This is a genomic window from Gilliamella sp. B3172, assembly GCF_026536465.1.
In the GTDB taxonomy this organism is placed as follows: domain Bacteria; phylum Pseudomonadota; class Gammaproteobacteria; order Enterobacterales; family Orbaceae; genus Gilliamella.
This window is the reverse complement of record NZ_JAFNOA010000013.1, coordinates 1-13,331: the sequence shown is the minus strand read 5'-3', so window position 1 is coordinate 13,331 and position 13,331 is coordinate 1. Positions and strand designations below refer to the sequence as shown.

Annotated in this window: 12 protein-coding genes and 1 pseudogene; 10 read left to right on the top strand and 3 right to left on the bottom strand. The window is 38.2% G+C overall.

Annotated elements, in window-relative coordinates; genetic code table 11:
- Window positions 1-8: 8 nt before the first annotated feature.
- The 3 genes from J3U37_RS11780 to tusB form a co-directional block, all read right to left on the bottom strand.
- Window positions 9-1,115 (bottom strand): anhydro-N-acetylmuramic acid kinase, encoded by a 1,107-nt coding sequence (locus J3U37_RS11780; protein WP_267375056.1) that lies wholly within the window; start codon window positions 1,113-1,115, stop codon window positions 9-11.
- Between the two features lie 3 nt (window positions 1,116-1,118).
- Window positions 1,119-1,682, bottom strand: a complete 564-nt coding sequence (locus J3U37_RS11775; protein ID WP_267328826.1) for a Sua5/YciO/YrdC/YwlC family protein — start codon at window positions 1,680-1,682, stop codon at window positions 1,119-1,121.
- A gap of 165 nt (window positions 1,683-1,847) precedes the next feature.
- The gene (tusB, locus tag J3U37_RS11770) at window positions 1,848-2,129 is read right to left on the bottom strand and encodes a sulfurtransferase complex subunit TusB (RefSeq protein WP_220218496.1); all 282 of its coding nucleotides are present in this window, start codon (window positions 2,127-2,129) and stop codon (window positions 1,848-1,850) included.
- A gap of 135 nt (window positions 2,130-2,264) precedes the next feature.
- On the opposite strand from tusB, the gene tsaE reads away from it, so the two are divergent.
- The 10 genes and pseudogenes from tsaE to purT all read left to right on the top strand — a co-directional run bounded on the left by tsaE (window position 2,265) and on the right by purT (window position 12,977).
- Window positions 2,265-2,759: a tRNA (adenosine(37)-N6)-threonylcarbamoyltransferase complex ATPase subunit type 1 TsaE gene (gene tsaE, locus J3U37_RS11765; RefSeq protein WP_220218497.1), complete on the top strand. Its 495-nt coding sequence runs from the start codon at window positions 2,265-2,267 to the stop codon at window positions 2,757-2,759.
- A gap of 56 nt (window positions 2,760-2,815) precedes the next feature.
- Window positions 2,816-3,502, top strand: a pseudogene (locus tag J3U37_RS11760) (N-acetylmuramoyl-L-alanine amidase); the annotation flags it as partial.
- Window positions 3,503-3,522: 20 nt separating this feature from the next.
- Complete coding sequence (mutL, locus tag J3U37_RS11755; protein ID WP_267375052.1) at window positions 3,523-5,376, top strand: DNA mismatch repair endonuclease MutL; 1,854 nt, start codon at window positions 3,523-3,525, stop codon at window positions 5,374-5,376.
- The gene (gene miaA / locus J3U37_RS11750; protein ID WP_267336462.1) at window positions 5,373-6,284 is read left to right on the top strand and encodes a tRNA (adenosine(37)-N6)-dimethylallyltransferase MiaA; all 912 of its coding nucleotides are present in this window, start codon (window positions 5,373-5,375) and stop codon (window positions 6,282-6,284) included. The genes mutL and miaA overlap by 4 nt, the downstream gene beginning before the upstream one ends.
- Window positions 6,285-6,611: 327 nt before the next feature.
- Window positions 6,612-6,857: an RNA chaperone Hfq gene (hfq, locus tag J3U37_RS11745; protein ID WP_220218501.1), complete on the top strand. Its 246-nt coding sequence runs from the start codon at window positions 6,612-6,614 to the stop codon at window positions 6,855-6,857.
- A gap of 22 nt (window positions 6,858-6,879) precedes the next feature.
- Complete coding sequence (hflX, locus tag J3U37_RS11740) at window positions 6,880-8,175, top strand: ribosome rescue GTPase HflX (RefSeq protein WP_220218502.1); 1,296 nt, start codon at window positions 6,880-6,882, stop codon at window positions 8,173-8,175.
- Between the two features lie 28 nt (window positions 8,176-8,203).
- Window positions 8,204-9,415 carry an FtsH protease activity modulator HflK gene (hflK, locus tag J3U37_RS11735; RefSeq protein WP_267336463.1) on the top strand — a complete coding sequence of 404 codons (1,212 nt, stop codon included), beginning with the start codon at window positions 8,204-8,206 and terminating at the stop codon, window positions 9,413-9,415.
- Between the two features lie 12 nt (window positions 9,416-9,427).
- Window positions 9,428-10,390 carry a protease modulator HflC gene (gene hflC, locus J3U37_RS11730; RefSeq protein ID WP_220218504.1) on the top strand — a complete coding sequence of 321 codons (963 nt, stop codon included), beginning with the start codon at window positions 9,428-9,430 and terminating at the stop codon, window positions 10,388-10,390.
- A gap of 19 nt (window positions 10,391-10,409) precedes the next feature.
- Entirely contained in the window at window positions 10,410-11,708 is a 1,299-nt protein-coding gene (locus J3U37_RS11725) for an adenylosuccinate synthase (RefSeq protein ID WP_220218505.1), read from the top strand.
- An 87-nt stretch (window positions 11,709-11,795) separates the two neighbouring features.
- A complete protein-coding gene (purT, locus tag J3U37_RS11720) occupies window positions 11,796-12,977 on the top strand; it encodes a formate-dependent phosphoribosylglycinamide formyltransferase (RefSeq protein ID WP_267375050.1) in 1,182 nt (393 codons plus the stop codon).
- Window positions 12,978-13,331: the final 354 nt, after the last annotated feature.

Genomic DNA, 13,331 nt, shown 5'->3' with positions numbered 1-13,331 from the left:
TGCTGTTATTATTGATATATCACGCCTAAACATACCGCTTGGCTTGCGCCAGTCACTTCCGGAATATTCGAAGGAATATGATTAATGCGACAATAAGCCAGCCAAGCAAAAGCAATCGCCTCCATGTCATCACTGTTTATACCCACTTGATCGGTTTTCATTACCTGCCATTGGGGTAATAACATCGATAATCTTTGCATAATAACCGGATTTCTTGCTCCCCCGCCACAAACCAATAGTTGGCAAGGTAGCTGTTTATTAATCGGTAATTTTCTAATCTCTTGTGCGATAGATAACGCCGTAAACTCAACTAATGTGGCTTGTATATCTTGAGGTAATAACGCAAATTGAGTCAGTTTTTTATGTAACCAAGGTAGATTAAATAACTCACGCCCGGTACTTTTAGGGGCAGGCATTTTAAAATAGTCTTCATCAAATAATTGGGACAATAACGCTTGATTAACCTTGCCTGTTTTCGCCCATTGCCCGTCTTTGTCATACCTTTTACTCAGATTTTGATATATCCAACTATCGAGTAATACATTACCCGGTCCGGTGTCATAACCAATAACGGCTTGATTGGGGATTAATACTGAAATATTACTGATACCACCAATATTTAAAACCACTCGATTAATCTGTTGGTTTTGCAGCACCGCTTTATGAAAAGCGGGCACGAGTGGCGCACCTTGCCCGCCGTAAGCCATATCTTTACGCCGAAAATCGGCAATTGTTGTGATTCCTGTTTTGGCGGCGATAATATTGGCATCGCCAATTTGCATCGTAAAAGGATATTGTGTGTTTGGTGCATGATAGACAGTTTGACCGTGACAGCCAATCGCCTTAATTTGCTTTCTATCAATATCATTTTTAAGCAAAAACTTATTGATGCTATCGGCATATAACAAACCCAGTTGGTGATCAAGCTCGCCTAAATTTTGCAGTGTTGTGTGCTTTGTTTCACAGAGGTTAAGTAGCCGTTGTTTAATTGATTCCGGCATTGGCTCACAGTCACTGGCTAATGTCACAATCTTATTGGCGGTAATATCCACTAACGCCATATCAACCCCATCCATACTTGTTCCAGACATGACACCGATATATAAGTTTTGCATGGGTTATCCTTGTCGAATAATGTGACCGGTTAAGATATCTCTAATTTCCGAAGGTTGCGATCGATTACCTGTCTCACCTTGTAAAATTGGAAAATCCTCACCAAATTGTTTAGCAACTTCCGCCGCAGTTTTACACGCCTGATAGCCCGATAAATTAGCACTGGTTGATACCAGTGGTTTACCAAATTGCTCACAAAGCTCGCGCACTAAAGGATGCGCAGTTACACGTACGGCAATTGAATCAAATTGACCGGTTAAGAAGTAAGGCGTGCTAAGATTTTTAGGAAAAATCCAAGTGATTGGACCAGGCCAGCTATTCAAGGCTAATTGTTTTTGCTCAGCGGTGATAGCATTAAGATTGATATAAGGAGTCAGTTGTTGAAAATTACTGGCAATTAATATCAGCCCTTTATCAATTGATCGTTGTTTTAATTGTAGCAGTTTGAGTACAGCTGACTGGCAATCAGGATCGCAACCTAGCCCGAACACCGCTTCTGTCGGGTAAGCAATCACTTCCCCATTTTTCAATCGGATTGTTGATTGAGATAAAGATAATAAATTGGCCATTAAAATTTGAAAATTAACGAAAAGAATTGAAAATCATATTAAACCTAGCAAATCAGATTTGCAAATGTGCCAATATTTGCTTGAAGCCTGGGCTGGTTAGGTTAATCAAATGAGATTAAAGGTATAACCTTTAACCATAAGCATTGGTTAAAGGCCATAAATCGATTATTCCCAGTTTAATTGTGGGTGATATTTTGCGGTTAACTCTACAGCTTGTTGCATATTAATGATACTAATTCTTGCGTCGATCAATGCGATTAATCCACGTGCGGCGATGTCACTATCAAGTGCAAAGCAATACGGCGTTTTTTTGACTATTTCATCGAGTAATGGGATATGTTGTCTGGCTAACATCACGCCATTTTGCCAAAATAGCACCGCATCTTGATCAGATATTAGTTGGGTATCAATAATCGATTGGTTAGCTGTTGAAATTGTATGTAACATTATTTTTCACTTTTTATACTTAAACGTATATATTTTCTGAAACTTCTTGACAAGATATCACGTTAATCTTGCATGGTACATCTTTAATAGTTATTAGTATATAATAAGGACTATTTATTGAGCAAAGAATTCGTCATGAAATCGATCATTTTAGCTAACGAGCACGAAACCATTTTGTTTGGTCAGCAACTGGCAAAACAATCGCTACACTATTTATTGAATCATGATAGTGCAATAGTTATCTATCTTATTGGAGACCTTGGCGCAGGAAAAACGACATTTAGTCGTGGTTTTTTACAACAATTAGGTCATATCGGTAATGTTAAAAGTCCAACCTATACTTTAGTTGAACCTTATGAGTTTGACGGGTTTAGTGTTTATCATTTCGATCTATATCGGCTTAGTGATCCTGAAGAGTTGGAGTTTATGGGGATTCGTGAATATTTTGCTGCAAAATCTATTTGCTTAATTGAGTGGCCCAATCAAGCTCAAGGTATTTTACCTAACGCCGATATCGAAATTCATTTGGATTATTTGGCGCTTGAACGTAGTGTTTGTTTAGAAGCAAAAACAGATACCGGCCAAGCTATTATCAATCAATTAAACGATGAACTAGTGAAAAAACAATGAAAAAACTACTCACTTTTTTAATGCTTTTACTTCTTTGCAGTTCAGCTTATGCCGCCAAAGTAATTATTGCTGTTGATGCAGGACATGGTGGTAAAGATTCGGGTGCAGTAGGTAAAAACAAATTGTATGAAAAGACAGTCACCCTGTCTATTGCTAAAAAATTGACTAATTTATTAAATAAAGATCCTCAATTTAATGGGGTGCTCACTCGAACTAATGATAATTTTATTTCTGTTGCAGAGCGTTCAGAAATTGCCCGCAATAATAAGGCCAATTTATTGATTTCGATTCATGCTGATGCGGCACCAAACCGAAAAGCGACCGGTGCTTCAGTTTGGGTATTATCGACCAAACGGGCTGATACGGAGCTTGGTCGCTGGTTAGAGCAAGATGAAAAACAGTCTCAGCTATTAGGTGGCGCCGGTGATGCCTTGAGCGAAGATCACAATCCCCATTTGAGTCAAGCCGTGATTGATTTACAATTTTCCTACTCTCAACGTGTAGGATATGAGCTGGCAACGCAAGTGATAAAAGAGATGAATCGCGTTATTAAATTACATAAACATAAGCCCGAACATGCAAGTTTAGGGGTATTACGTTCGCCTGATATTCCGTCAATCTTAGTTGAAGTGGGCTTTATTTCTAATCAAGGCGAAGAGAGCTTACTTGCAAATAATGCACATCAAGAGAAAATTGCCAAAGCAATTTATCGAGGTGTTAAAAACTATGTAAAACAAAATCCGAAATTTGGAGAGCAACATTAATGGCAATTCATATTCTATCACCTCAATTAGCTAATCAAATCGCAGCAGGTGAAGTGGTAGAACGACCGGCATCGGTTATTAAAGAGTTAGTTGAAAATAGCCTTGATGCCGGCAGTACACAAATCGATATTGATTTAGAACAAGGTGGCTGTAAGCTAATTCGTATTCGTGATAATGGTTGTGGGATAGCCAAAGATGAACTGGCTTTAGCCCTAGCGCGTCATGCAACCAGTAAAATTACTACGCTTGATGATTTAGATTCGATAATGAGTCTTGGCTTTCGTGGCGAAGCGCTAGCCAGTATTAGCTCTGTTGCCAGATTAACGCTAACTTCTCGTACGGCTGAACAATCAGAAGCATGGCAAGTTTATGCTGAAGGCCGGGATATGCAGCCAACAATCAAGCCTGCCGCTCATCCTGTGGGGTCAACAGTTGAAGTGCTTGACCTATTTTACAATACGCCGGCAAGGCGCCGTTTTCTTAAAACTGAGAAAACCGAATTTATGCATATTGAGGAGTTTGTCCGACGAATTGCGCTAGCTCGGCCAGATGTGACTTTTAATTTACAGCACAATGGTAAGCTCGTTAAACAGTATCGTACTCAAGAGTTAGCAAAAAGGGTTGAAATGGTTTGTGGTCGAGCGTTTATGCAAAAAGCGGTCAAATTGGATTGGCAACATGATGATTTAATTATTCAAGGCTGGGTAACCAGTAGCGAAGTGAGTGATCTGCAATATTTTTATGTTAATGGTCGAGTCATTAAAGATAAACTCTTAAATCATGCTTTACGACAAGCTTATGTCAGTCGTACTAATGAACAACAAAGTTATGTCGTATTTTTACAAATTGACCCTAAACAAGTCGATGTTAATGTTCATCCCGCTAAGCATGAAGTGCGTTTTCACGAAGCGAGACTTGTGCATGATTTTGTTTATCAAGCTATCGTTATGGCGTTAGAGTCTGATTTGCCTTCTATAGCCACAGACCAACCCGCTATTATGCCAAATCGATCTGCTGCCGGTGAAAACATCTTTAATCACCCTAAATCGCCGCAATCTTATCAAACCGCCAATCCGCTACCGAAAAAACAGGCTAATCATATTAAAGAAAATACAGCTTATGGGCAGTTAGTAAAGGTTGAGCCGCAACTGGAATTGGTTGCAGCATCTGAAGCGATTGAATCGTCACAAGAAACTATTACTGAACCACAAAAAGCGGTGATAGATGCGTTATTTCCGAAACGAAATACGCCATTACAAACGTTACATCAACAGCTTGATAGTGCCTCATTAGTCCAATTTGGTCGGGTGTTAACGGTCATTCAACCTGATATCGCCTTATTGGAAAAGTATGAAGATAATCAGCAAAAGTTTATGTTAATGAATCTACCAATTGCACAACAAAAAGTAACTGCAATCAAATTATTAACTCAAGAATCGGAAAAATTACTTATTCCACTGACTATTTTAGTTAATCATAAAGAACAGCAAGTGTTAGCCACTTATCAACCACAATTGCAGTTTTTAGGCTTTGATTTTTATGTTGATAAAGCTAAACTCCATTTACAAAGCGTGCCTAAAATGTTGCGAACAATGAATTGGCAACAGCTCTTACCTAGTTTAATCGCTTATCTGACATCGTCAGATAAAGACAACGAGAAGGGTATTGATCCAACGCAAATAGCAGCATGGTTAGCAAGCCAATGCGATGATAATCGTACGGCGAGTTGGAGCGTTGCCAAAGTGATACAATTATTAGCGCAATTAGAGCAGATTGATGCTCAGTTATTACAACAAACGACATTTTTACATCCCGTTGATCTCCAATCATTTACTCAATCAATGTTATCATGAACAAACCAAAAATTATTTCGTTAATGGGGCCAACCGCTTCGGGCAAAACCGCCTTTGCAATGGCTCTTGCTGATAAATACCCAATTGATATCATCAGTGTTGATTCAGCACTGATTTATCGAGGAATGGATATCGGTACCGCTAAACCCACTCAAGATGAACAAAAACAGTATCCACATAAGCTGATTGATATTTGTGATCCGGCGCAGAGCTATTCGGCTGCCAATTTTCGCCATGATGCGATAGTTGAAATTGAAAATTCACTAAAAAATGGCCGAATTCCATTATTAGTTGGTGGCACCATGCTCTATTTCAAAGCATTAATCGAAGGTTTATCACCGCTTCCGGCGGCAGATAGTGAAATTCGTCAGCAAATAGAAGAAAAAGCCAATCGATTAGGTTGGCAAGCCATTCATGAGGATTTAAAAAAGGTTGATCCGGTTTCAGCAAAGCGGATCCACCCAAATGACCCTCAGCGACTAAATCGTGCTCTAGAAGTCTATTTGATTACCGGTAAAAGCTTAACTGAGCTAACTGAGCAAAGTGGCGAAGCGTTGCCATATGACATCAAGCAATTTGCTATCATGCCACAAGATAGAGCAGAACTACATCAACGTATTGAACAGCGCTTTTTACAGATGCTAGATCAGGGATTTGAAGACGAAGTGAAAACATTGATGCAGCGATCGGATCTGCACTTGAATCTTCCCTCGATTCGTTGTGTTGGTTATCGGCAGATGTGGGAATATTTAACCGGCGATGTTAGCTATGATGAGATGGTATTTAAAGGTATTTGTGCAACTCGCCAATTAGCTAAAAGACAGATCACTTGGCTTCGCGGGTGGCAACAGCCAATTACTTGGCTAAACAGTGATAATAGCGAAACAATGCTTAATCAGATTTTTTAATCATTAAAAACTTGTCCGCTTCATTAATTGATAAATTATTTTGCATAACGTTACATTTAATGACAAATTTTTTTCAGTCTGTAAAGAAGTTTTAGGATATTACGACGTTTAAGCATAATTTTTCGTTTGTTTTGTGTTAATTTGTTAAAATTTTAGTTATTTGTGCATAAATTGCAGATGAGCGGTTTAAGAGTAGCCTTTTTTATGTTATTTTGATAATACTAAATAAGTGTTTTTTTGTTACTTACTAATAAAAAAATATTTTAACTAAAGTATAACTATCACACATACATATTTTATTTTATTATCATTTTAAAGGATAAACTCATGTCAAAAGGGCAGTCATTACAAGATCCTTACTTAAATTTGCTTCGTCGCGAACACATTCCTGTATCAATCTATTTAGTTAATGGTATTAAATTACAAGGACAAATAGAATCATTTGATCAATTTGTAATTTTATTAAAAAATACAGTGAGCCAAATGGTTTATAAACATGCTATCTCAACAGTCGTTCCTTCAAGACCTATTTCAGGATTGGTAACCCAGTCTGAAGAGGAAAGCGAAAGCTGATTATTTTCAGTGGAGAATTTGATTGTTTGAGCGATATAAAGGCGGTGAATCTGCCTTATTAGTCCATGTATTCTTCCCCCAAGAAAGCGATATCGAGGATCTAAAAGAGTTTGAAGTTTTAGTTTCTTCAGCTCAAATAGACATTCTCGATATCGTGACAACTTCAAGAAAATCACCACAAGCCAAATATTTTATCGGCGAGGGTAAAGCCCTAGAAATCGCTGAAAAAGTTAAACAACTTGAAGCATCGGTTATTTTAGTCAATCATACACTAACACCCACTCAAGAACGTAACCTTGAAAAACTGTGCGAATGCCGTGTAGTTGATCGAACAGGATTGATTCTCGATATTTTTGCTCAGCGAGCCAGAACGCATGAAGGTAAACTGCAAGTAGAGTTAGCCCAATTACAATACCTTTCCACTCGTTTAGTTCGAGGATGGACACATTTAGAACGTCAAAAAGGTGGGATAGGATTGCGTGGTCCCGGTGAAACTCAGTTAGAAACGGATAGACGCTTAATCCGGCATCGAATTCAATTAATTTTATCCCGACTTGCCAAAGTTGAAAAACAGCGTAATCAAAATCGCCAATCAAGAAACAAAGCCGATCTGCCTACCGTTTCATTAGTCGGTTATACCAATGCCGGTAAATCAACACTCTTTAATCAGTTAACAAATGCTGATGTCTATGCCGCAGACCAATTATTTGCAACACTCGATCCAACATTAAGGCGTATTATGGTCGATGATGTTGGCGAAGTTGTGTTAGCCGATACCGTGGGATTTATTCGTCACTTGCCGCATGATCTTATCGCAGCTTTTAAAGCTACTTTACTTGAAACGCAAGAAGCGGCACTTTTGCTACATGTTGTTGATGCAGCCGATCCTAATTTACTGGATAATATTCATGCTGTTGATGAAGTGCTGTTAGAAATTCAAGCACATGAAATCCCAACGTTATTAGTGATGAATAAAATCGATCTCATGGACGACAAACAGCCCTGTATTGATCGTGATGAAAATGGAATGCCAATTCGTGTTTGGATTTCTGCGCAAAATGGTTTAGGATTAGATCTCTTATTTATTGCATTAAAAGAAAGGCTTGCTAGACAGATTCAAGTTTGTCAATTAAGCTTACCAACTCATTTAGCCAGACTTAGAAGTCGTTTTTATCAGTTAAATGCAGTGGAACATGAATTCATTAATAAAGATGGTAGTTTTCATCTTGATGTGAGGATGCCTTTAATTGAATGGAATCGCCTCTGTAAACAAGAACCAGATCTGCTATACTTAACCAATACGCAAAATAACAACTAAACTAATTGTTAAATGGAGCATCTAAAATATGGCGTGGAATCAGCCCGGTAATAACGGACAAGATAACGACCCATGGGGAAATAACAACAAAAAACCGTCCAAATCATCAGGCGGTTTATTGGATATCATTAATAACCTTCTAAAAAAGGGTAACTCAGGAAACAATAATGGTGGGTCACAAGGCACTAAGTTGCCAATAAATGCCTCAAAAATTATTGGTATTATTGTTGTCACCCTTATCCTCATTTTGGCAGGAAGTGGGTTTTATACTATTAATCAAAGCCAGCGTGGTGTGATAACTCGCTTTGGTCAAGTTCAGCCAGAAATTATTCAACCCGGATTAAATTGGCGAATACCTTTAGTTGATAATTTGTATGTTGTTGATACGCAAGGTACACAAAATTTCAATGTTAAAGGCTATATTGTGACCACCGGTGAAAATCTGGTTTATGTTGAGATGAATGTTCAGTATCGTATCAACGATCCGATAAAATATTTATTTAATGTAACAAATGTTAAAGATAGTCTTCACCAAGCGGCAGATAGTGCACTTAGAACGGCAGTAGGAAGCTCTAATATCGATGCAATTATTTCAGATGGCCGTGCGGCTCTTGAAAGCAGCACTAAAGATGAGCTAGTTAATGTTATTACGCAGTATGATATGGGGATTAATATCGTTGATTTAAATTTCCAGGTTGCAGGTCCTCCTGATCAAGTTCAAGATGCTTATGATGATGCGATTCGTGCTCAAGGCGATAGTGAGCGTGAAATCAAAAAAGCTGAAGCCGATAAAGTTCAATTAATCCAGCAAGCAGAAGGTCACTCAGCAAGAATTATAGCTGATGCAGATGCCTATAAAGTCAAAGTTGAACTCGAAGCAGCGGGTGATGTAGCACGCTTCGAAAAATTACTACCACAATATAAAGCGGCGCCGGAAATAACCAAAGAGCGTTTATATATCGAGACAATGGAAAAAATATTGAGTAAAACCAATAAAGTCATTGTTAATGATAAAAGTGGAAATTTAATGGTATTACCTTTAGAACAATTAATGAAAAATAAAGGTCAACCAGCGACTAATTCAATTGATTCAAATAGCGAATACAATTTTAATACACCAAGTTCTTCTGAACCAATAATCACTGTACCAGAAGCTAAGAGTGAATCACAACAAAGCGTTAACCCGAACAATCAGCCAACTGATAGAACAATGCGGGAACCGCGGTTTATTGGACGTTAAGGAGAAATATAAATGCGTAAATTATTGATTCCTCTTGTTTTGATTTTAATTGGTGTACTTGTCTCAAGTGTCTACGTGATTGAAGAAGGAACTCGTGGTGTGGTTTTACGATTCAATAAAATTATTGAGTTATCAACACCGGGACTACATTTTAAAATTCCGGGTATGGATAGCGTTAAAGTTATTGATGCAAAAATTCAAACAACCAATAGTTCAAATAATAATCGAGAACAACGATTTTTTAATGTTCAGAAAAAAGAGTTGATTGTAGACTATTTTGTGCAATGGAAAATTGTGGATTTTAACCGTTATTATGAAACAATTGCCGGCGGTAATAATGTCGAAGATTTATTATTAGCTCGTTTAAACGGACGGTTAAGAGCTGAGATCGGTAAACTCAGTAATGAAGACATTATCAACGATTCTAATGCAGATACTAAATCACGTAACTCATTAATGATTCGTGTGAAAGATGCTTTAAATGGTACTCATCATGAAACAGTTGATAATACACCGATCGATAAACTTGTAAATGATGCTAAGAAAGATCCGGAAGGTTCTAAAACCAGCTTACGAGCATTTGGTGTTGAAGTGATTGATGTGCGAATTAAAAAGATCAATTTCCCGGATGCGGTTTCTGGTTCTATCTATGCAAGAATGCGAGCTGAACGTGAAGTTATTGCACGTGATAAACGTTTTGAAGGTGTCAAAAAAGCTGAAGAAACACGAGCAAGTGCGACTTTACAAGCCACTAAAATATTATCTGAAGCAGAACGCCAATCACGTGCTACCCGCGGTGAGGGCGACGCCAATGCAGCTAAACTTTATGCCGATGCATTTAGTAAAGATAAAGAATTTTTTAGCTTTATTCGTAGCTTAAAAGCTTATGAACAAAGCTTTGTTGGCAATGATGTTATGGTCATTAGCCCGGATAGTGAATTTTTCCAATATATGAAATTAAAATCTGATAAATAACTGAATGAGTAAATAGTCTATGAGTAATAATGTTGTTGTGCTAGGTACACAATGGGGTGATGAAGGCAAAGGTAAAGTTGTTGATTTACTCACAGAAAAAGCAAAATATGTAGTTCGTTATCAAGGTGGGCATAATGCAGGCCATACCTTAGTGATTAACGGTGAAAAAACGGTATTACATCTAATTCCTTCGGGCATTTTACATAATAATGTCATCAGCATTATTGCTAACGGGGTTGTGCTTTGCCCGGATGCATTAATGAAAGAGATGAAGGAACTGGAAAATAGCGGCATACCTGTTAAAGAAAGATTATTGATATCTGAATCATGTCCATTAATTTTGCCTTACCATATTGCACTCGATCAAGCCCGTGAAAAAGCGCGCGGCAGTAAAGCAATCGGTACAACCGGTCGTGGTATTGGTCCTGCATATGAAGATAAAGTTGCTCGTCGTGGACTTCGAGTTGGGGATTTACGTGATCGCCAAGCTTTTGCTGAAAAATTAAAAGAGGTAATGGAGTATCATAACTTCCAACTAGTTAACTACTACAAAGCCGAAGCAGTAGACTACCAAAAAGTGCTGGATGATACACTCGCTATCGCTGACATTTTAATTGCGATGATAGCTGATATACCAACGCTATTAGAAGAGGCACGCAAAAAAGGCGAAAGAATCATGTTTGAAGGTGCACAAGGCACTTTACTTGATATTGATCATGGTACTTATCCTTTTGTTACCTCTTCAAACACAACAGCGGGTGGTGTAGCGACCGGATCAGGATTTGGTCCTCGTTACGTTGGCTATGTATTAGGTATTGTTAAAGCTTATTCTACTCGTGTTGGCGCTGGTCCTTTCCCGACAGAGTTATTTGATGATGTGGGTGAGTATCTTTGCAAACAAGGTAATGAGTTTGGGGCAACAACAGGCCGCCGTCGTCGTACCGGTTGGCTTGATGCGGTTGCAGTTCGTAAAGCTGTGCAACTCAATTCGGTTTCCGGATTTTGCTTAACTAAACTTGATGTGTTAGACGGCCTTAAAGAAGTTAAAATCTGTGTTGGTTATCAATTACCAAATGGTGATGTAATTAAAAATGCACCAGCAGCAGCGGAAGACTGGAGCCTGGTAAAACCTGTTTATGAAACTATGCAGGGTTGGAGCGAATCAACTTTTGGTGTGAAAAATTTTGATGCATTACCGTCCGCCGCAAAAAACTATATCAAACGGATAGAAGAATTAACTGATACCCCTATTGATATTATTTCAACAGGTCCGGATCGTAGCGAAACCATGATTCTACGTGATCCTTATCAAGCGTAATTGTAAATAAAAAATCGGGAGCATTTTCCCGATTTTTTATTTTTAGGATATTAAAACTAAAAATAGTTAACTGAGTATGAGGACATTATGGCTAAATTAGGGACGCCGTTATCACCCACTTCAACCAAAGTTATGCTGTGTGGCGCAGGTGAATTGGCTAAAGAAGTGGTGATAGAACTACAAAGGTTTGGTTGTGAAGTTATTGCTGTTGATCGCTATGCGAATGCGCCAGCAATGCAAGTTGCTCATCGTTATCATATTATTAATATGCTAGATGGTAATGAATTGAGAAAAATTATTGAACAGGAAAAACCCGATTTTATTGTTCCAGAAATCGAAGCCATTGCAACGCAAACTTTAGTTGAATTAGAGCAAGAAGGATTTACCGTTATTCCCACTGCAAAAGCAGTCGCGTTAACCATGAATAGAGAAGGAATTCGTCGCCTTGCTGCTGAGCAACTAAATCTACCAACTTCACCTTATCGGTTTGCTTCAACCGAAAAAGAATTTAAAGATGCGGTAAAAGAGATTGGTTACCCCTGCTTAGTTAAACCAGTGATGAGCTCTTCCGGTAAAGGGCAAACATTATTACGTAGTGAAGCTGATCTTCTATTAGCTTGGAAATATGCACAAGAAGGTGGTCGAGCTGGTGGCGGTAAAGTCATCATAGAAGGTTTTATCGACTTTGATTACGAAATTACCTTATTAACAGTTAGGCATATCAATGGTGTCTCTTATTGTGAACCGATTGGGCATCGTCAGGAAAAAGGCGATTATCGTGAATCTTGGCAGCCTCAACAAATGACTTGTAACGCTTTAGAGCAAGCAAAAGATATTGCAACTAAAATAACACAAGCATTAGGCGGGCACGGTTTATTTGGTGTCGAACTGTTTGTTAAAGGTGATAAAGTTTGGTTTAGTGAAGTATCGCCTCGTCCTCATGATACCGGAATGGTAACCTTAATTTCGCAAAATTTATCTGAATTTGCCTTACATGCCAGAGCTATATTAGGCTTACCTATCCCACTTATTGAACAATATCATGCTAGTGCATCTGTGGTGATAATGGTTGAAGGTGAATCAAAACAGGTATCGTTCACAAATTTAGATAACGCATTAAGTCAACCAAATACTGATTTACGTTTATTTGGCAAGCCACAAGTTGAAGGTTGCCGAAGAATGGGGGTTGCACTTGCTAGCGCTGAAACAGTGGAAGAAGCAATAAATAAAGCCGATGCTATTGTAAAACAGTTAAAAATAACCCTATAGGGCATTACTTTGTGTAAAAAGCAATCACTTAATTCAAAAAAAGCAAATTTTGCAAAATAGGGGTTGACGTAAACATGTGAAGTGAGTAACATACGCAACCCTTGAGACAGCAAACTAAAACAACAAAATGTTTGGTTAAATTTAAAGCTGTCAGCTCTTTAAAAATAAGAAACAGACAATCTGTGTGGGCACTTGCGAGACGAAAAATTAAAAGTCTACGGACTTAAAAAATTAAGTCTTGATAAGTGACACTGAAGATTCATTTGAATTATGTCAGAGACAGTTATTGAGCATCAAACTTTAAATTGAAGAGTTTGATCATGGCTCAGATTGAACGCTGGCGGCAGGCTTAAC